This is a genomic window from Labrys monachus (genome assembly GCF_030814655.1).
In the GTDB taxonomy this organism is placed as follows: Bacteria; Pseudomonadota; Alphaproteobacteria; order Rhizobiales; family Labraceae; genus Labrys; species Labrys monacha.
The window spans coordinates 225,913-245,342 of sequence record NZ_JAUSVK010000001.1; the positions used below are offsets into that span (position 1 = coordinate 225,913).

At 62.9% G+C, this 19,430-nt stretch carries 19 protein-coding genes and 1 pseudogene; 6 read left to right on the forward strand and 14 right to left on the reverse strand.

Annotated features, from left to right (window positions below; translation table 11 throughout):
• The first annotated feature begins 188 nt into the window (after positions 1–188).
• Complete coding sequence (locus tag J3R73_RS01010) at positions 189–491, forward strand: hypothetical protein (RefSeq protein ID WP_307421595.1); 303 nt, start codon at positions 189–191, stop codon at positions 489–491.
• A 258-nt stretch (positions 492–749) separates the two neighbouring features.
• On the opposite strand, the gene J3R73_RS01015 is transcribed toward J3R73_RS01010, so the two are convergent.
• Positions 750–1,097, reverse strand: a complete 348-nt coding sequence (locus J3R73_RS01015; protein ID WP_307421596.1) for a hypothetical protein — start codon at positions 1,095–1,097, stop codon at positions 750–752.
• Positions 1,098–1,584: 487 nt separating this feature from the next.
• Here J3R73_RS01015 and J3R73_RS01020 point away from each other — a divergent pair, with 487 nt between their 5' ends.
• Positions 1,585–2,097 carry a hypothetical protein gene (locus J3R73_RS01020; RefSeq protein ID WP_307421597.1) on the forward strand — a complete coding sequence of 171 codons (513 nt, stop codon included), beginning with the start codon at positions 1,585–1,587 and terminating at the stop codon, positions 2,095–2,097.
• 430 nt (positions 2,098–2,527) lie between these two features.
• Here the strand turns inward: J3R73_RS01020 and J3R73_RS01025 are convergent, their stop codons facing one another.
• A complete protein-coding gene (locus tag J3R73_RS01025; RefSeq protein WP_307421598.1) occupies positions 2,528–3,958 on the reverse strand; it encodes an alkaline phosphatase in 1,431 nt (476 codons plus the stop codon).
• A gap of 143 nt (positions 3,959–4,101) precedes the next feature.
• Between J3R73_RS01025 and J3R73_RS01030 the strand changes: the two genes are divergently transcribed.
• Together J3R73_RS01030 and J3R73_RS01035 are read left to right on the forward strand one after the other, a co-directional pair.
• The gene (locus tag J3R73_RS01030; protein ID WP_307421599.1) at positions 4,102–4,566 is read left to right on the forward strand and encodes a hypothetical protein; all 465 of its coding nucleotides are present in this window, start codon (positions 4,102–4,104) and stop codon (positions 4,564–4,566) included.
• Between the two features lie 251 nt (positions 4,567–4,817).
• On the forward strand, positions 4,818–5,663 hold the full coding sequence (locus J3R73_RS01035; protein ID WP_307421600.1) for a ParA family protein: 846 nt from the start codon (positions 4,818–4,820) through the stop codon (positions 5,661–5,663).
• Between the two features lie 269 nt (positions 5,664–5,932).
• Here J3R73_RS01035 and J3R73_RS01040 read toward each other — a convergent pair.
• The 8 genes and pseudogenes from J3R73_RS01040 to J3R73_RS01075 all read right to left on the reverse strand — a co-directional run.
• A pseudogene (locus tag J3R73_RS01040) lies at positions 5,933–6,241 on the reverse strand (transposase); the annotation flags it as partial.
• 559 nt (positions 6,242–6,800) lie between these two features.
• Positions 6,801–7,787 (reverse strand): hypothetical protein, encoded by a 987-nt coding sequence (locus tag J3R73_RS01045; protein WP_307421601.1) that lies wholly within the window; start codon positions 7,785–7,787, stop codon positions 6,801–6,803.
• 94 nt (positions 7,788–7,881) lie between these two features.
• Positions 7,882–8,661, reverse strand: a complete 780-nt coding sequence (locus tag J3R73_RS01050; protein ID WP_307421602.1) for an ABC transporter permease — start codon at positions 8,659–8,661, stop codon at positions 7,882–7,884.
• Positions 8,662–8,671: 10 nt separating this feature from the next.
• On the reverse strand, positions 8,672–9,493 hold the full coding sequence (locus J3R73_RS01055) for an ABC transporter ATP-binding protein (protein WP_307421603.1): 822 nt from the start codon (positions 9,491–9,493) through the stop codon (positions 8,672–8,674).
• Positions 9,493–9,978 (reverse strand): GlcG/HbpS family heme-binding protein, encoded by a 486-nt coding sequence (locus J3R73_RS01060; protein WP_307421604.1) that lies wholly within the window; start codon positions 9,976–9,978, stop codon positions 9,493–9,495. The genes J3R73_RS01055 and J3R73_RS01060 overlap by 1 nt, the downstream gene beginning before the upstream one ends.
• Positions 9,971–10,732 (reverse strand): SDR family oxidoreductase, encoded by a 762-nt coding sequence (locus J3R73_RS01065; protein WP_307421605.1) that lies wholly within the window; start codon positions 10,730–10,732, stop codon positions 9,971–9,973. Before J3R73_RS01065 ends, J3R73_RS01060 begins: the two co-directional genes overlap by 8 nt.
• Positions 10,723–12,162 (reverse strand): dihydropyrimidinase, encoded by a 1,440-nt coding sequence (gene hydA / locus J3R73_RS01070; protein ID WP_307421606.1) that lies wholly within the window; start codon positions 12,160–12,162, stop codon positions 10,723–10,725. Before hydA ends, J3R73_RS01065 begins: the two co-directional genes overlap by 10 nt.
• Positions 12,159–13,193, reverse strand: coding sequence for an ABC transporter substrate-binding protein (locus J3R73_RS01075; protein WP_307421607.1), 1,035 nt, complete (start codon positions 13,191–13,193; stop codon positions 12,159–12,161). Before J3R73_RS01075 ends, hydA begins: the two co-directional genes overlap by 4 nt.
• A gap of 136 nt (positions 13,194–13,329) precedes the next feature.
• On the opposite strand from J3R73_RS01075, the gene J3R73_RS01080 reads away from it, so the two are divergent.
• The gene (locus J3R73_RS01080) at positions 13,330–14,070 is read left to right on the forward strand and encodes a GntR family transcriptional regulator (RefSeq protein WP_307421608.1); all 741 of its coding nucleotides are present in this window, start codon (positions 13,330–13,332) and stop codon (positions 14,068–14,070) included.
• Between the two features lie 283 nt (positions 14,071–14,353).
• Here the strand turns inward: J3R73_RS01080 and J3R73_RS01085 are convergent, their stop codons facing one another.
• Complete coding sequence (locus J3R73_RS01085) at positions 14,354–14,572, reverse strand: conjugal transfer protein TraD (protein WP_307421609.1); 219 nt, start codon at positions 14,570–14,572, stop codon at positions 14,354–14,356.
• A gap of 1 nt (position 14,573) precedes the next feature.
• Positions 14,574–14,900: a conjugal transfer protein TraD gene (locus J3R73_RS01090; protein ID WP_307421610.1), complete on the reverse strand. Its 327-nt coding sequence runs from the start codon at positions 14,898–14,900 to the stop codon at positions 14,574–14,576.
• A gap of 181 nt (positions 14,901–15,081) precedes the next feature.
• On the opposite strand from J3R73_RS01090, the gene traA reads away from it, so the two are divergent.
• Complete coding sequence (gene traA / locus J3R73_RS01095) at positions 15,082–18,126, forward strand: Ti-type conjugative transfer relaxase TraA (RefSeq protein ID WP_307421611.1); 3,045 nt, start codon at positions 15,082–15,084, stop codon at positions 18,124–18,126.
• 148 nt (positions 18,127–18,274) lie between these two features.
• On the opposite strand, the gene J3R73_RS01100 is transcribed toward traA, so the two are convergent.
• Complete coding sequence (locus tag J3R73_RS01100) at positions 18,275–18,601, reverse strand: hypothetical protein (protein ID WP_307421612.1); 327 nt, start codon at positions 18,599–18,601, stop codon at positions 18,275–18,277.
• On the reverse strand, positions 18,552–19,370 hold the full coding sequence (locus J3R73_RS01105; RefSeq protein ID WP_307421613.1) for a class I SAM-dependent methyltransferase: 819 nt from the start codon (positions 19,368–19,370) through the stop codon (positions 18,552–18,554). The genes J3R73_RS01100 and J3R73_RS01105 overlap by 50 nt, the downstream gene beginning before the upstream one ends.
• Positions 19,371–19,430: the final 60 nt, after the last annotated feature.

Below are 19,430 nucleotides of genomic sequence, written 5' to 3' on the forward strand. Positions count from 1 at the left end.
CAAGTCCCGCATCAGCAAGAATCAACCGACCGTCGAGCCGAGCGCTGTCCTCGCAGAGGTCGGCGGCACTCAGCGCCTTCGTCATCGATCCATCACGGCAACTGATCGAGCGCCATTTTGAACACGGGGTCATGGGCCCGCAGGCTGGTAGGCTCGTTGCCGTCTTTATCAACAGCAGGCGGAAGAGGATGATCTCCGAGAGTGAATGCGGCAGAGGCGCCGCTGGCGAAGCTCTGTCACTCATCAGCCGCTGCGACAACACGACCAACGCCGCCGCATCGCGAGCGGCGAAGGGACGCGCCCCGCCGAGCAGCCACGCCGCGATCTCTTCCTCCGCCACTTCCTCCGGCGGCATCGGATTCGGGCATCACGATGGGCTGTCTGTCGAGAGGGGCCGAGCACCCAGCCTCGACACCGACCGGCCCGGCGATCGCCTGGAAGGCATCGTGCAGCACCGCGAAGACCTCTGGTTCGGCAACCACCTTCTGTAGACGCAGGGGCGGCGTCGACCAGCGAACTCACCTCCGTCGGCCCGCGCGCGTGACCTCTCATCCTTCGCACCACGGATCTCTGCTCCGCTCGCGGCAAGATACCTGGTGGAGATTGGCGAAGGGTCAGTCGACCGTGAAATATCTGACAAAACCGCAAGGTGTCGCCATGACGAAAGACGACCGACGCATCACCCATCACGGCAGAGAGACCCCGGCGGTGACACAAAGGGGCTAGAAAAAGCCAGAAAAAGCAAGCGATCACCCCACGACGTCCATCGTGTGCGTCGTCGTCGCGGCACCATCCCAGGACGCAATTGCGCAACCGGCGCCATAGGCTGCCGCTGCCTCCCGCGATCCCACGGTCGTGGTGGTATGGATCTGGATCGCGACGAGGATCCCGGCGGGCGGCTTGGCGGTTTCGTGCGCGAGATGATCGGGCGCGGTCTGGTCGGGCAATGCCTGCTCGGAATTCCCCGACGGCGTGCCGTCATCGTTTGTCGCGCTCGATTCGGCGGCTTCGGCGATACGCGCCTCCGGCGCGGTCTTGGTGATGGTCATGTTCAGAGGTATGTAGGAAAAGGTCGATCCGATTGAAGAAATGGTCATGGCGTGAACCCGCCTCGTTGACGACGCTCCATCTTTCGGCGTCCGATGATGAGACTACGCGAGATAAATCGATGAATACTTTGGATGATCCATTCAATTGTAGTGAACCGGAGCTTATGCCATGTGCCGACCCCATGAGGCGTGGCGGTGAACCGGCGTCGAGAAACCGGTGCGCGGTGGAGCCTCGACGAGAGACTGGTGGGAGGGCAGCAGGTCGAGCGGATCCTGGTCAGGTCATCCATGCCATGCGCGGCGCGGGGGAGCACGAGGCTTCCGGCTGTGACATGCTCTGGGGGCATATGAGAGGGGATGGAGGTTGCCGCGCATCGTAACGGTGGCGATCATCACGCTGGCTGCCACTCGAACGGGTCAATGCAGCCACGGTGCCCATTAACCATCACGGCGGCAGCGATGCCCGAGCCGAACTGGGCGGGGCTCGATTGACACGCCCGTCGAGAGCCGCGAAAGTGCCCGTATGGAGATGGTGATGAAGCTCTCTGTTCACGCCCTCGCGCTCGGCTTCGTCACCCTGACGACGATCGCTCGTGCCAGCACCTGTGCCGGGCCGGATGAACAGGCGCCGATCCTCTCGGCGATGAAGAGTTCGAGTATTGAAGTGGTGGCCTCGCGAGAGGCCGGGGTCGACCACGAGTGGATCGGTCGCCATGCCGAGGCGACGGTGAGGATCTCGATCACCTGCGGCGGTGTCCCACCCGACCGGATCACCGGCATGATCGTCGACTTCGACGGTGGTCGGCTCGAGCCCGTCCAGATCGAGGCCACCGTCCGGATCGCCATGTCGGCGTTCCGGCACAACCCGACCAACCGGGCGGACCTGAAGAAGATGCGCACCCTGATTACCAGTTGTGCCAAACATCCCGATGCCGACGACGACTTCAAGGCCCTTGGTCTCGTCGTCGCCTGTTTCGGCACGGTTGGGAAGACGGACGACCATCACGTCTGGTTCCATGTCGTGCGAGATAACGCCTACGGCCGGTGAGATGGTCTCGCCGCGCACCCGTTGCGTGGTGGCGGCCGCGTCGGCATCGACGCCGGGTTCAGTTCCCGGGAATAGGTGGCAGATGAACGACCGTGACATCGTCGGGGACATCAAACCGTTCGGCGGCAGTGTGCCGATTGTCGCACCGGGATTTTGATCGACATGAACCTCGGGGATAAACCGCATGATCGCACGACACGCTCCGCTCACGTCCAATCTGGACGGTGCCGAGAGATCCGGTGATAGGTGTCGTTTGTGACGACGCCTTCGGTCTCGTCGTAGAAGGAGATCGCCACCTCGCTCTGTTTGAGCGCCTCAAGAACCAGTTGGCAAATCGGCTATATTCGCCCGAACGAGGGCCGCCGTTTCGAAACGCGACGTTCCCGCCACAGCGCGTGCGGCGGGAACGGGCGGGAATCGTTACAACAGATCAGTCGACCTTGACGCCGAGAGCCTTGGCACTGGCGCGGAAGACGTCGGTGTTGTCGGCATAGGCCTGTGCCGCAGCCGGGACGTCATAAACCGCGAGCCCCGGCTCCTTCTTGGCGACAGAGACGAAGAAGTCGGCGCCCTTGCCCTTGGCGTAGACCGGCACCAATTCGCGGGTGTGGCCATCGGTATGCCAGCGCACCAGCGGCAAGGCGCCGGCGCCTTGGTTGACGATGCCGGAGAAGGCGACCTTGTTGGAATCCGGGCCGAGCAACATACCGTTGCCGTGGTCGGTGGTGACGATCACCAACGTGTCGTTCCACGACGACTTCTTGCCGACCCAGTCGACGACGGCTTCGACCGTACGGTTGAAATCGACCTGCTCCTCGATGATGCGCGGCAGGTTGTTAGCGTGCGCCGCCCAGTCGACGGCGCCACCCTCGACCATCAGAAAGAAGCCGTCGGGATCCATGGCGATGATCTCCAGGGCACCTCGGGTCATGGTCGCCAGATCGGGCTGGTTGGGCAAAAGGTCGCCAGCGGCGACACCGGCGCGGTTGAACTGTGTGGTGTCGCTGTTCTCGACGGTGCCGAGTACCTTGGTCTTGCCGGCGAGATCGAGCGTTCCCTTGGCGAGCGCTTCGAAATCGGCCTTGGTTGAGATCAGCTTGTAAGGCGTTGCGCCCGACTTCAGCTTCTCCCAAGTGTCGCGACCGCCGACATATTGGAACGCCTTGTCGGCCTTCGGCTCCATCGGTTTGCCGTTCTTATCGAAATAGGGGTGTCCAGATCCCATGATGACGCTCGCCAGGCCACTCTCGACTGCTTCCTTGGCGATGCCTACATAGTCGTTGCGGCTGCGGTTGTGGGCGAGGAAGCCGGCCGGGGTGGCGTGGCTCCACTGGACCGTGGTCACGACGCCGAGCGCGCGGCCGCTTTCTACGGCGTACTCGCCGATGTTCTTCAGCCGAGTATCGGTGTTCGACCAATTGATGGCGTTGTTGTATGTCTTGTGTCCGGTGGCCAACGCGGTGACGGCAGCAGCGCTGTCGGTTGGATCCTTACGCAGATAGTCGTAGCCGGCGAAATAGCCGGGATAGTTGGCGACGGTACCCTTGGCGATCGTGTCGACCGGTGCGGCATTCCAGATCGCCGAGGACTCGAAGGTGATCGCACCGAAGTTGCTACCGGTCGGCTCCTTGGCAGTGTTGAGCGGATAGGTCGAGAGAAAGAGCTGGACGTCGAAGTCGTCATAAGCTTCGTGGCCGAGCCCACCGTGGCGGTAGTAGCTCGCTGCGCGCCACGTGTTGAGGCTGGCGCCGTCGGTGATCAACACAATGACGTTCTTGGTTGCTCCTTCGGCGGCAAAGCCGGCCGGGGCGAGCGCCGAGCCGACGACCAGCGCGATCAGGGCGGGTTTGACGAGGTGCATGAGAAGGCCTCCATTGCGAGAATGCCTCAAGTTCTATAATGTTATATCGTAACATCCGCATGACCGATCGTCACGCACTACCCTTGGACCCACCGGACCGCTTCTGCGCTCCGTTCCGGCCGGGCCGGAGAATAGCAAAGTCGATGACGGCCGAGAGTTTCACCAGCGAATCGCCGTTTGCGACAGCCAGCGATACAGCTCATCCAGAACGAAGAAGCCCGGTTGTCCCATCCCTGCCTTCGCCGTTCCAACATCTCGAGAAAATCATGAACCGCTGGAAACGGCCGGGCCTTTCGATGGTCGTACCGCGCGGCAGCGTTGTTGACGACCGCGCCTGCTCGAAGCTCTCCCGGACATCTTCTCCATCTGCGACCACAGCCGGCGCCCGCGCACGACCGCCCAGGTCCCAGGCGTCGAGTCCCGACGCAACGCCGGCCCCGATCTTGAGCACACCGTCCATCGGCGCGCACCTCGACACTCCGCTCGCCGGACTCTCCTTCAGAAATGAGGAAAGAACACCGCTGAACCTCGCCCTCGAAGAGATCGAGGTCGCCATCGCCGAGGTGACCGAGCGCTCGCAGCAGCGCAGCAAAGGCCGGGGTGTGTGACGGGGGCAGCGCCGAACCGCCGGCCCCGGCTCGGTGCGCGCGTCTTCTGGGCATCAAAGCCCGAACGCGATGGAGATGTGCGTCCTACGTGTCTGGTCCAACAACCCGGACAGCAGGTGGTGCGTAATACTACTTTCGAGACGAAATGGTCTTGAGATGGCGCAGCTCTTCACACTATCGTCACATCCATCGATGCTCGCCGCTCCATTGCGTCTGCGGATTCGCATCGGGAGAGCCGAGGCGCGATGCGAATGGCGACATCGACGACAATCGTCGTCACTTCCGCCGGGAGGAGCCGCGCGGGACGCGCTTCTGTTTTCGCCGTCGCCAACAAGAAGGGCGGCACCGGCAAATCGACGACTGTGGTCAATCTCGCGGCCGAGCTGAGCGTTCGTGGCTTCAGGGTGCTGGTCGTCGATCTCGACGCTCAAGGCCACGCCGGTCTTGGCTTGGGGCGGGTCGCCGCCACCGGCGCTCCGAGCGTGCACGATGTGTTGTGCCATCGCTCATCGAAACTCGTCGACGCCATCGTCGAGACCTTGGACCCGTTGATCGATCTGGCGCCGGCCGACCGCAATTTCAACGGTGACGTAAGGATCTCCGATCCCCGTCGGCTGGCCGAGGCCCTCGCCCCCATCGTGTACGACTACGACGCGATCCTGATCGACACGCCACCCTCATCGCCGCGTCTGATCGTCGCCGGCATGATGGCGGCTGACGCCGTGGTCGTACCAACCTTGCTCGACCACCTTTCATTCGACGGCGTCGGACAATTCCTGCGCGCCTATCACGGTGTCATCGCCGAACTGAAGGTCGGCTGCGCCGGAGCCATGATCGTACCATCGCGGGTCGACCTGCGCTCATCGATGCAGAAGGACGTGCTCAGCCGGATGACCAGCAGCTACGGCCGCGCCCAACTCGCCACCGGCGTGCGCATCGACGTTGCCGTCGCCGAAGCCTTCGGCGCCTGCCGACCACTGCGGTTGTGGCGTCCCTCGGCGCGGGCAGTATCCGATTTCGCGCGTCTTGCCGATGAGATCTTGTGGCACTTCGTTCCGCATGGCCTGCAGCCGGCACCGGCCGGTCAGTACGCATGACGATGACGGCGAGCGGTATCGCGTCGGCCAGAACGCACCTGAATGACCATGACGGGTGAAACCCAGTGGGAATCGAGATCGAACGCAAGTTCCTCATCGTGACGGACGCTTGGAAAAGCGAGGTCGTCCAAAGCCATGCGTTGCGCGATGCCGTTCTGCTCCAATGCCGGTTCGGCAAGTTGCGAGTACGTCTCGACGGGGTTCATACTTGGTTGACCCTGAAAGGCGCGCGACGCGGGTTGCGACGAACCGAGTTCGAATGGCGGATTCCGGCTCTCCTCGCCAAGGCTCTCTTTCGGATGAGCGTGTTCGGTTGCCAGAGGATTGACCGGCGCCCGTTTGGGGCCGCGTGCGACGGTCTTCAGCGCCTGATAGGCGCCGGCGTCACGTTGGCGCCGCCAGTCGGTCAGGGTCGAAGAATACAGCCCCTCGCGCCGCAGGATCGCACCGATACCTCCGGAGCCGGCCCGGTCGACATCGCCAAGAATGCGAAGCTTGTCGGCCGCCGTGAACGTGCGGCGACGGGGGCGGTCCAAGAGTTCGGGCGACGCCGCCGGTGGTTCTGAAACCAGCGTCGGCCGGCGCCTTCCGAAGGTTCAGCTCCACCGGCGGCAAAGGGCGTTGCGGCTATCGTGCGTGGCATGACCATGTCGATGTTCTCACCTCAGCCCTCAAGGCTAAACTGGCCGGCGCGTGTTGTCTCATCGTCATTGGCACAGAGGGGCCTCTATGGGCGGTAGTGGCGGGCGATAGCTGCGTCGTTCGATCAAGGCACCGTAGACGTCACAGACCGTGACCATCCGTGTCAGAAGGGGGATCTGGCTGCCCGCGAGACCGTCCGGGTAAGCGGGAAGGTTTGATTGCAAAAGATCATCGCGCTCGTCGTGCCAAACGCTTGAGGGTGGCGATCTGCCGAAAGAACTCGGTTCGAGATTGGCCGGGGCTGCTGAGCTGCGCATTCTGGCGCTCGTTGGAAGAACATCGGCGATGATGCCAGCCTGAGCACCAATCTTGGCGCCTTTCCGATGCACAGACGCTCCTTCGAGGTCCGCGGCAACACCGCCTGGTCGGTGACGGTGTTGTGAGCTTCACATAATCCTACAGATTCAGAGATCGAGCAAAACCGCAACTGTAATGCTATCTCCGAAGATGTGGACAGGCGATCGCAGCGGGTGCTCGGGCAACATCTCCGACCACAGCCTCTACGGCTTGAGACAGCAGGTCTCGTCGAGTTGAAAGTGAATATATGTCTTGTGCAAAGGCCGTATTGGCCTTGGCGTCAAATACCAGCTCAGCCATGATCCGGTCACCAATGATGCGCCCCATCAAGGTCTGCGCCGACTCAAGATCGGGAACAGCTTCGCTGACGACGACATGCGTTTCGCGTAGCTCCGGCTTCATGAGTGCCTTGATGATCAGTTCATGCGCGTTTTCCTGTGTGAGGGTCCAGATTGCACCGATGATGACGTACATCTTGTCCCATGCTTCATCGCCGATCATGGCTTTCCAGCCAGTCAGAACATTTGTCATGACTTCGACCTGATTCTTGGCTGCCCGATTTTGGCAATAAAGAATCATGTCACCGATACTGCGAGCATAGGTGGCGAATTCCGCGTATGTGAATGACTTTTGAGAAACTATCTTGCCGATAAAATCGAGAGTTGCGGCAATCATTACATCTGTATTGATCTTGTCCTCCAAATTCATACCTGAGATATAGTTTTTTGTGTCTCTCACTTTGATGATTTGATCGCGATAACTCTGTAGGGCAGGGGTCCATTGCCCAAACGAGGGATACTCGCCATAGCCTGAAATGATCGAGAATATTCCCAGGGGAATGTGCGAAATGGCCTTTGTCACGTCGTAAATATGTCCAACGCTCTGGTGGACGTAACGGGTGTTCGCGTCCGCCAGAAGCGTGTAGCGCCCACCATCGAACGTCGATTCAACGTAGAGTAGCGGATATATGGTTTGGCCAATGTTCACGATGTTGACGGCGTAATTTGCGCGCATCGCCGAGTCGATGTCCTTAGCGTATTGGAAGGACTGGAGTTGCTGATTGCCTGCGAATTCGGCGTAGTATTCCAAGGTGTGCGGATAGCCGTCTGCGGGGTTCAATGCCATTTTCAGCCTCATCCTGTTCGAGTTGAAGACCACACGTCTCAGTTTGCGGAAGCGAGCCCCCACATCGACGATAGGCGGGATCCCCCCTCGGGAATCAGCCCGTGGCGAATTCTTGCTTGCGGTTTGCCCAGCCACAGACACGCTGCTCGATGATTGCGAAGACCACGTAGAGAAGAATGCCGAGAAGAGCGAGCGCGAAGAGGCCGGCGAAGGCGAGCGGCACGTCGAAGCTCGCCGTCGCCATCATCATCACGGTTCCTATCCCCCGATTTGCGGCGACGGTTTCCGACAGCACGGTGCCGACGAAGGCGAGTGTCACCGCGACTTTCAACGATGCGAAGAAGTAGGGCATCGTCCGCGGCAGGCTGACGTTCCAGAACACTTGGGACCGGTTGGCGCCGAGCGCTTTCAGCACGTCCTCCATCTCGGGTTCGGTCGTAGCCAGTCCCGTTGCCACGTTCACGACGATCGGGAAGATGCATGTGGTCAACGCCGTCAAGATGGCAGGAACGGTTCCCGAGCCGAACCACAGGACGAAGATCGGCACGACCGCGACTTTGGGAATCGACGAAAAGCCTACGAGGAGAGGATAGGCGACGCTATACGCCGTCCGGGACACGCCGACTGCCGCGCCCAGCGCCACACCGATGACCATGCCGGCTATGAAGCCGATTATCGTGGTGGCAAGTGTTTGCAAGATATGGGGCCAGAGCGCCGGCATCTGGAGGATCAGTGTCGAGACGATCGCGCTCGGCCTGGGAAGCACGATGGGACTGACCGAAAGGATGACGCACGCCACCTCCCAGAAAACGAACAGCAACGCGATGAAGACGATCGATTTGATCTGGTCGACTCTGCTTTTTGACAAGGTCATGTCCGCCCTCCTAGCCCCGACGCGCTTCGGCAATCATTCGCCTCAGATCGTTCGTCAGTGCTGCGAAATCAGGTTCGAAGCTCGTCTCCAGCGTTCGCGGTCGGGCAAAGGCGACGGCTCTGTCTTCGGTGACGCGCCCGGGACGGGCACTCATCACCAGAATGCGGCTGGCCAGGAAAGCCGCCTCACGCAGGTCATGGGTGACGAGAAACACGGTTGGCCGCGTGTCCATCCAGAGATCTTGAAGAATGGACCAGAGCTCCTCGCGGGTGAACTGGTCCAGGGCGCCGAAGGGTTCGTCCAGCATCAGAAGCTTCGGCGAGTGGATGAGCGCGCGGCATAGGCTGGCCCGTTGCAGCATGCCGCCCGACAGTTCCCACGGTCGCCTGTCGCCGAAGCCCACGAGCCCGACCTTCGACAGCAGTGCTTCGGCGCGGTCACGAAAGAGAGTGTGCTTGTCTCGCCGGAAGGTCTCGGCATAGGGCGACACGATCTTCAATGGCAACATGATGTTCTCGCGGATCGTCAGCCAGGGCAGCATGGTCGGATTCTGAAAGGCCATACCGATGCCGATCTGTTTCGCCCCCACTTCCCGTCCGGCGAGGAAGACGTTGCCTTCGGTCGGGCGCAGCAGACCGGCAACGAGTTTCAGGATGGTGGACTTCCCACAGCCGGAAGGACCGACCATGGCGACGAAATCGCCCGGATGGACGGTGAGATTCGTCCGGTCGAGCGCCAGGAAGGCGTCCTTTCCCGTGCCGAAACGGACCTGCACGTCTTCGAGGTGGACAATCCGCGCAGGCGGTGACGAGGGCGAACCGTCCACTGTCATCACGTGATGTTCCCTTCACCGATTTGGGTTTCGAACGCCGCGACCGCCGCCTTGGCGATCTCCAGATCCTGTTCGCCGGTCCCGGAACCGACGCCGATGCCGCCGACGATCTGACCGTTCACGAGCAGGGGCAGCCCGCCGAGAAGATTGGTCATACGTCCGCCGGTCGCCTCCGCGAGGGCCAGGGCCTTGTCGGGAGGGATGTTTCCCGTGGGCAGGCCGGTGGTCGCAGCGGTCATGGCCTTGCGGGTGGCGCTCTCGACCGAGAGCACGCGAGAACCGTCCATCCGAAGGAAGGCCAATAGGTTGCAGCCTTCGTCGACGATGGCGATGCATTGGGGAACGGTCAGGTTCGTCGCGGCAGCGACCGCCGCGTTCAGCACGAACATGGCGCCTTCGTGGGTGAGCTTGACGGCGGGGCGCAGAGCCGCTCCGGCTGGAGGTGCGCTGCGCATCGGCGTGCCGGTGTCGTCTTGGTCAGACATGGCGCACATATCCACCATCGACGCGATAGACGCTTCCGGTAACGTAGGATGCGGGCTGCCCGCACAGGAAGGCCGCGACCGCAGCGACTTCTCCGGGCGTGGCGTATCGGCCCATTGGAATCTGCGAGAAGGAACGCTGCCTGACGGTTTCGACGTCGATCTTCTCGCGCTCGGCCACGGCCTGGTCCGTCAGATGAACGCGCTCGGTCGCCACGCGTCCCGGCATCAGGACGTTGACCGTTACCCCGTCCGTGGCGACTTCGGGCGCGAGAGACTTGGCCCAGGCGACCAGCCCGGCGCGCAGCGTATTCGAGATACCGAGGACCGGAATGGGCTGGACGGCGCCCGTGCTGACCACGGTGAGGATCCGGCCCCAGCCGTTGCGACGCATGGCGGGCAGGAAGAGGTCGGTCAGGCGGATGACCGAAAGCGACATGGTCCTGAAACTCTCTTCCCAGTCGGAGGGCGCGCGCCCGAGGGCGCTCCCGTAAGGCGGGCCGCCGGTGTTGTTCACGAGAATGTCGACATCGCCGACGGCTTCGGCGAACGCGGCGAAGGATGAGGCGTCGGCCAGGTCGAGATGGAAGGCGCGCGCGCCGCCCAGTCCCGCCGCCGCGGCCGCCAGTACCCTCTCGTCGCGTGCCGCGATGGTGACGTCCACGCCTTCCTCGGCGAGGGCGCCGGCGATCGCCAGCCCCATGCCGCGGTTTCCGCCGAGCACCAGCGCGCGCTTGCCTTCGATCTTCAGGTCCATGCCTCGATCTCCCTCTTCTTCCAGGCCGAGGACGTGTCCTGCTCGAGGAAGCGCCCTCTCCCGGGCTTGCCCTTCAGCTCTCCCTTGTCGACGATGATCTCGCCCCGGCTGATCACCGTTTCCGGCCAGCCCTGTACCTCGAGCCCCTCGAAGGGTGTGTAGTCGACATTGTGGTGGAGAATGTCGTTGGTGATGGTCACGCGCCGATCCGGATCCCACAGGACCAGATCGGCATCGGCGCCGATGACGATCGAGCCCTTGCGCGGGTGCAGACCGTAGAGCTTCGCATTGTTGGTCGCCGTCAGGGCGACAAAACGGGGGAGATCGATACGCCCCTTGACCACCCCCTCGCTGAACAGGATCGGCAGTCGCGTTTCCAGGCCGGGGACGCCGTTGGCGATGGCCCGGAACGACGGATCAGGACCGGCCTTGAGTTTGCCTTCGGCATCGAAGCAGTAGGGTGCATGATCGGAATTGAAGATGTCGATCGTGCCATCCTCGATCCTCTGCCAGAGCGCGGCCTGCGCCTGCGCGTCGCGGGGCGGTGGGCTGCACATCGCTTTGGCGCCCAGCAGACCCGGCATGTCGAGATCCCGTTCCGTCAGCAGCAGATACTGAGGGCAGGTTTCGGCGATGACGACATGCCCCCGTGCTCGAGCCCGCCGAATTTCCTCGAGCGGCTCCCCGCCGCTGACATGGACGAAGACGAGGGGCACCCCCGGGATTTCCGCCAGCGTCACCGCCCTGTGCGTCGCTTCGCGCTCGACCGCGATCGGACGGGACCGCGCATGGTCGACAGGTCGTGTCTGTCCCGCGCGTTCGAGGCGGTCGGCGAGCCAGCCGATGATCTCGTGGTTTTCGGCATGGATCAGCATGATGGCCTTTTCCTGCCGAGCCGTTTCGAAAACGTCGAGGATCTGGCGATCGCTGAGCCGCATGGCCTCATAGGTCATGTAGACCTTGATGCTGGTGTGGCCGCTCCGGATCAGTGCCGGCAGCTCCTGCTCGAGGACGACGGGAGTAGGATCGCTGACGATGAGATGAAACCCATAGTCGCCGACAGTTTGGCCTGCGGCGCGGCTGTGGTAGTCCGCGACCGCGGCCGTCAGGGATTTCCCTCTGTGCTGGACACAGAAGGGTAGGATGGTGGTCGTCCCACCGAACGCCGCGCTGATGCTGCCCGAGCAGAATCCGTCGGCCATCCGCGCACCCTTGGAGGCAAGGCCAGGCGCCTGCGGCTGGTCGAGATGGCAATGGGCATCGATGCCGCCGGGAAGGACGAGCTTTCTAGTGGCATCGATGACCTGAAGGCCATCGATGAGCCGATCCGCGATGGTAGCGATGCGACCATCCTGGATGCCGATGTCTGCCTTGAAGACATCGGAGGCCGTCGCGATGGTCCCGCCGCGGATGATGAGTTCAAATGTCATGCCGGCAGTCTCCGGATGTCGGCAGAGGGCTGGAAAGAGGCATCGAAGATATCCGCCACCTTCGGGACGGATGGCAGGCCGAAGCCGACCGCGACGGCCTCCATGCTTCTGGCCAGTTTGCCCTCGTCGATTGCTCCGAGGCCGTTCCCACTGGATTCGTCCGTGGTCAGCTGGTTCTTGATCAGCCAGAGCAGCTTCTGCTCCTCCAGATCCGCGTTGATCAGCGGTGAGTGATCCTTCAGCGCCGCGATGGCGGCCTTGGGATCCTTGACAGCTGCTTGCCAGCCCAGGGCACTGACTTCGACAAACGCTTTGGCGACCGCGGCGTTCTGGGTCCTGAACTTGTCCGACAGGATGATGCCGTTGCCGTACAGGTCGAGCCCGGCATCCGCATAGTAGAGGAACTTGATATCGTCAGGCTTGATACCGGCCTTTATCAAGCCGAAGTACATGGTGGAATCGAAGCCCAGAATGGCGTCTACATCACCCCTGGCAAGCACGGCCTCGCGCAACTGAAGACCCACCATGTTCCATTTGACGGTCGCCGTATCGATATTCGTCGCTTTGGCATAGGTGGAGAACAGCCGGTAGGCGCCGTCGGGTGCCGCAGCGCCGATGGTCTTTCCTGCCAGATCCCCGGGCTTGGCAATGCCGGACTTGGCGAGTGTGCCGACGCAAAGCGGGCTGCGGAAGTAGACCATGTAGACCATACGGATCGCCGCGCCGGCATTCTTGGCGTTGAACTCCGCCATCGAATTGATGTCGGCTATACCGGCGTCGTACACGCCGGAGCCGACGCGCGACACCGCTTCGCCTGAACCGCCGCCGGCATCGAACTGGCATTCGAGGCCCGCATCCTTGTACCAGCCCTTTTGCTGCGCCAGGAAGAAGGCGGCGTTGGAGCCGTCGAAGGGCGCCGCGAGCGAAAATTTGACCACGGTCGCGGCGCGCGCGACGCCAGCCTTCAGAACAAAAGGCGCGGCAATTGCGGTCGAAACGAATGATCGGCGCGTCATGTTTGAAATCGCCATCGGCTTTCCCTTTTGCTCAGTTTCGCTGGGAAACTAGTGAGCAAGCCGCATGCCATTTGCGAACTTGAATAAAAACAATGTTGCGCTATAAATTGTGCACAATTATGTGTGTTCTTGGCGGGCAGGACGAATGGCAATGAAGCAGGAAAAACGCCTCGTCGGGGTGATGAACGATCGCACCCGGCCGAAGGTCGAGGATGCGAACGATGCGTATGAACACCTCTTCGCGGCCATCGTGGATCAGCGGCTGCTGCCAGGGACGAAGCTGACGGAAATGGCTCTCGTCGAGGCCTTCGGTGTCGGCCGACGCGCGGTGGCAATCGCGTTGCAACGTCTCACATGGGAAAAGCTGGTCGTTTTCTTTCCCAAGCGCGGGGCGTTTGTCGCGGCTCCCGACGCGGACGAGGCAAGAGAGGTTTTCGCTGCCCGGACTACGATCGAAGCAGGTACGACCGAGGCCGTGGCGCGCGCGGCGGATGATACGGCAATCGCGCGCTTGCAAGACAACATTGCCCAGGAACACAGGCTGCGCGAGCAGGGGCACGTGCGCCAGGCGATCCGCCTGTCCGGCGGATTCCATATCCTCATGGCGGAGCTTTCGGGAAATCGAATTCTTGCCGAGCAGGTTCGCCTTCTGGTCGCGCGCACCAGCCTCATCGTCAATCTGTTCGACAATCACAGCGGGTTGGCTGGCTGGCACGACCACCACGACGATCTCATCCGTCACTGTGCCAACGGCGATGTGGACCATGCGGTCGGGTTGATGCGGGACCACATCACGGAACTTCGGGAAGCGCTGGCACTGGATCGCCGCAGGCCCGTTGCCTTCGATATGTTCGGCGTCTTCGGACGAGAACAGGGCTCCCTTTACCCCTAAAGCGCAGGGATACCGCTGCGATGGCGATCCCGGCCTGCAGCCGCGTGCTTGGTATATCGATGTTCCCGGAGCTATCTGGGAATTGGGGGGCGATCAGATCAGGCGGCGTTCAGGGAGGGGCGCAGTATCGCCGACAGCTTGTCGGCATAGGATCGGGCGTACTCACACGGTCGGGAACGTTGAATCGAGGCTCCGCTCGACGGAGCCCGGGTATTTGTGGACCGTGTTCCTCGAAGACCTGAACCACTCCACGGGAGGGAGGCCGTTTGGCGACAGCGCCGCTTCAGTTTTCGTCGAACGTCTGTTTCCCCTTTCCGGCCCAGAGCGCCAATGCCCTGTCGCGCTCTTCGCTTTTGAGCTTGTCGGCCATCCACAGCAGCGCGCCGAGAATGACGGCGCGGTCGTCGCCGGTCATCTCGACGACGCCGGATTTGACGACGAGCCCGCCGAGTTCGATCAAGTGTTTCGTGCGCGCGCGGCGCTGCACTTGCCAGTCTCGCATGTCAGTCCGCGCCTGTGCCGCTTGATGACGATTGCGTGCCGCCCGGTTGCGGTTGAGCGCCGCCGTTGTCGCCGTCAGGTGCCGGGGCAGATCGGCGCGCCCGTCCTTGAAAGAATGCGGCCCCACGTTTCGCCCATGCCTCCCTCTTTCCTGCATCTCTGGTTTCCGCCAGCACGACCAGCGCGCCGGCCAGTTCGTCGGCGGTGAGACTGTCGACCCCGGTGGCGATCACCAGCTCGCCGAGCTGTTGCACCTTCTTCGTTTTGAGTTCTTTCGCCCTGTCGTCGAGCGCCTTCAGCTCGGCGTCGAAGTCCCGTGGTTTGCGCATGTGCCGTTTCCTTTCCGGTCGGAAGTCATCGATGGAGCGATGATAGTTGCGCGGCGCGCGGAACGCAGTATTGTCGCCGGGACAGGCTGGGACGGCCCGGTTAGTCCCGAGAAATTCGTTTCGAGGGCGCGCTTATACGTCGTTCCGACGTGCGCTCAGAGGTGTCAATGATCAGATCGCGATGGCGATCTATCATCTTCACGTCAAGGTCATAGGCCGCAAGGCCGGCTCCAGCGCGGTGGCGTCCGCCGCCTACCGCTCGGGCTCACGGCTGCGCGACGAACGCCTCGACCGCAGCCACGACTTCTCCAATAAACGCGGCGTCGTCCATTCCGAGGTCATGTTGCCGGACGGCGCCCCCGACCATCTTTCCGACCGCGAACGGCTGTGGAACGATGTCGAAGCCGGCGAGCTGCGCAAGGACGCCCAGCTCGCCCGCGAGGTCGAATTCTCCCTGCCGCGCGAACTGACGCAGGCGCAGGGCATCGAACTGGCCCGCGACTTCGTTCAGGCCGAATTCGTCGCGTCCGGCATGATTGCCGACCTCAATGTGCATTGGGATATCGGCGAGGACGGCATGCCGAAACCCCATGCCCATGTCATGCTGACCATGCGGTCCGTGGACGAGACCGGCTTCGGCCCAAAAGTGCGGGACTGGAACCGCACGGAGATGGTCGAGCACTGGCGCGAACGTTGGGCCGAGCTTGCCAACGAACGCATGGCGGAACTCGATATCGACGCCCGCATCGACCATCGCACTCTGGAGGTGCAGGGCATCGCGCTGGAGCCGCAGAGCCAGATCGGTGCGCCCGCGCAGCGGATCGAGGCGGCGGATCGCGCCGAGATGCACCGCGAGATCGCCCGCACCAACGGCGCGCGCATCATCGCCGATCCCTCTGTTGCGCTGGACGCGATCACGCAGCAGCAATCGACCTTCACGCGCCGCGACATGGCGGTCTTCGCCCACCGCCACAGCGACGGCATCGACCAGTTCAACGAGGTGATGGGCGCGATGGGTCGCGCGCCCGATCTCGTCGAACTCGGCAAGGACGGACATGGACAGGACCGCTTCACCACGCGCGACATGATCGAGGCGGAACAGCGCCTGCACCGCGCCACGGATCTGATGGCCGAGACGGAACGCCATGCGGTGAACGACGCCGACAGACAGGCCGCACTTGCACGCGCCGAACAGCGCGGACTCGTGCTGTCCGGCGAGCAGGCCGGTGCGCTGGTGCATATCACGGACGGGCGCGATCTCGGCATCGTCGTCGGCTATGCCGGGACGGGCAAGAGCGCCATGCTGGGTGTGGCGCGCGAGGCTTGGGAGGCGTCAGGCTACGAGGTTCGCGGCGTGGCGCTCTCCGGCATCGCGGCGGAAAACCTCGAAAGCGGATCGGGCATCGCCTCGCGCACCATTGCCAGCCTGGAACATGGCTGGCAGCAGGGCCGCGACATGCTCAGCTCCCGCGATGTGCTGGTGATCGACGAGGCAGGCATGGTCGGCACGCGCCAGTTGGAACGGGTGCTGTCGCATGCGGCGGAGGCGGGTGCAAAGGTGGTGCTGGTCGGCGATCCGCAGCAGTTGCAGTCCATCGAGGCGGGCGCGGCGTTCCGGTCGATTCACGAACGGCATGGCGGTGTCGAAATCCATGAAGTGCGCCGGCAGCGCGAGGACTGGCAGCGCGCCGCGACGCGCGATCTGGCGACCGGCCGAACTGGCAATGCGATCGATGCCTATCGCGCCCATGACAGGGTGCACGAGGCGGCAACCCGCGAAGGGGCGCGGAACGATCTGATCGAGGGCTGGGACCGCGATCGGCAGGCGTCCCCCGACAAGAGCCGCATCATCCTCACCCACACCAATGACGAAGTGCGGGAACTGAACGAGGCCGCGCGGGAAAAAATGCGGGAGGCCGGAGGACTGGGCGACGATGTGCACGTCACCATTCAGCGCGGCATGAACGGCGAGCGTGGCGAACGGTCCTTTGCCAGCGGTGACCGGGTGATGTTCTTGCAGAACGAGCGCGGGCTTGGCGTCAAGAACGGCACGCTCGGCACCATCGAGACCGTCAGTGCGCAGAGCATGAGCGTGCGCACCGACGACGGGCGCAATGTCTCGTTCGACCTGAAGGACTACGACCGTATCGACCACGGCTATGCCGCGACCATCCACAAGGCTCAAGGGTTGACGGTGGACCGCACCCATGTGCTGGCGACGCCGGGGCTGGACGCCCACGGCAGCTATGTCGCGCTGTCGCGGCACCGCGACGGCATGGAGCTGCATTACGGCCGCGACGACTTCGCCGATCAGGACCGGCTCGTCCGCACCCTGTCGCGCGACCGGGCCAAGGACATGGCCTCGGACTATGAGCGGATCGAACCGGCGCAGTCCGATCCGGCCCGGAGCTACGCCGAGCGGCGGGGAATCAGCTTCCGCGAGCGGGTCGTCGAAATTGTCAGGAAAGTGCCGGAGAAGGTGCGCGGCATCTTCGACGGCCTGCGCCTCACCACGGGCTCCCCGTCCGAGCCGGTATCGGGCAAGGACGCTGCGCCGGACCAGAGCAAGGGAGGGCCGGAAAGAGAGGCGGCGGAGGTCCAGCGAAAGACGGATGCGCTGGAGCGGGGCGTTGCGGCGGACCCGGAAGCGGCGCTGCGCCAGGTCCGCACCGATGCGCTGGTCCGCCATGCCCGTGCAGCCGACGCGATCATCGAGGCCAAACGCCAGGGGCTTGACCCCTCCAACGAGGCGCGTCGCGAACTCGGCGCGGCACGACAGGCGTTCGATGCGGTGCGCCCGAATGGATGGCAGGACGCGGAGGCGGCCTACTCCAAGGACAACAGCCTCGCACGCGAAGCCGGATCGGGTCGTATCGCCCGCACCATTCGGGCGCTTCAACTCGAAGCCGAAATCCGCACCGGGCGTGACGCCGATCCGGCTGTCGGCCTTTCCCGGCGTGCCGACCATTTCGTGGAACGCTGGCAGAAACTTGGTCAGGCCAGCCAGCACCAATATCAGGTCGGCGACATGTCCGGCTACAAGGCCACGCGCGCCGAAATGGGCGATATGGCGAACAGCCTGAAACGCGACCCGCAGATGGAGTCGCTGCTCGCCAACCGCAAGCGAGAACTCGGCATCGCCTTCGACTCGGGCCGCCGACTCGGCGATGAAATCGCCTTCCATGCGGGTATCGACCTCGGGCGCGGACGCGGCATCGGGATTTGAACCCATCCGATCTGCCGCCGTCTCCACGCCACCGTACGACGGCACTCAAAACCCTCTTGTACAACGATAATTCCTTGTTCTCTCTGGCTCGGGAGCTGTCAGAAACAGCCAGCAGGAGGCATCGCCGGGGATGCCGAGTCCTCGGCGCTCAATCACGCCGTTCCGGCGGTTGCAGAGCAAGGCCGTCGAACCCAAGGACGACAAGGCCTTCCTGTATGTCGGTGGCCGCGATACCTGGGGCAGGCTCAAGGCGGGTGAAACCCAGTACAGGCTGATCGAAACCCGCGCCGACCTTGAGGCGCTCGCCAGCGGTAAGCTCGATCTCGCCACCATGGGCCGCGGCGGTGCCCTCGATGTGATCTCCAAGGATCCCGGCGGTTTCTTCCTGATAGTCGAGGGCGGCACCGTCGAGGAGCAGATCGACTTCAACCGTGCCGTCGATCCACATGCGGGCGCAGTGAACCGGCTGCTTCACCGCTCTTCCTGCACGACAGGATGAAGCGCCGGTAAATCAAAGTCCGCAACTTGTTGCGGAGCGTGGCGTGCTTGCGTTGAGCGACCGCAATGGTCCACTGAGAAGAAAGCTCGATATCGGCGAAGCCGGCATCGGCCAGCATGGGGACGAGACGTTTGGTCGTCAGTCCGCCACCGAAAGGCAATTGCGCCATGATCGCGGCGTGGCGATCACTCATGCCGCCATGATGGGGATCCGCGCCGACCAACAGGTCGATCACGTGGATGACGAGCGATGCCGCCCGGCCCATGAGCGTCGGCCGCGCCCAGTCGCCATCGAAGATCAGCAGAAGACCACCAGGCCTCAAGATCCGCCGCCAGTCGGAGAAGGCCTGTTCGGGTTCCGTCAGCGTCCACACGAGATGACGGCAAATGATTGCTTCATAACTTGCTTCATCTTCCATAGTGCTTTCCGCGTCGGCGAGAATGAAACGGACCTTCTTGTGGCCGGCGTGCTTGCGGCGGGCGACCGTCAGCATCGCCTCGGAAAAGTCGAGTGCGGTCACTTCGTGACCGAGGCCGAGAAGGACACCGGTCACCTCTCCCGTGCCGCAGGCGAGTTCGAGAACGCGGCGTGGCTGAGGGCCAAGGGCTTGTTTGACGGCAGCGGCCCAAGCATCCAACTCCGGTCCCGCCGCGATAGCGTGACCAAAGGCAAGATCGAAGGTCTCGGACCGTTTCGACCAATAGTCGCGAATTTCCTCTTTGAGGTCGCGGTTGATCCGTTTCATTCACTTTTCCCCTGTGCTTTCAGCACGAAAATCAGGGCCGATTTTAGCGGGCCCGACGGC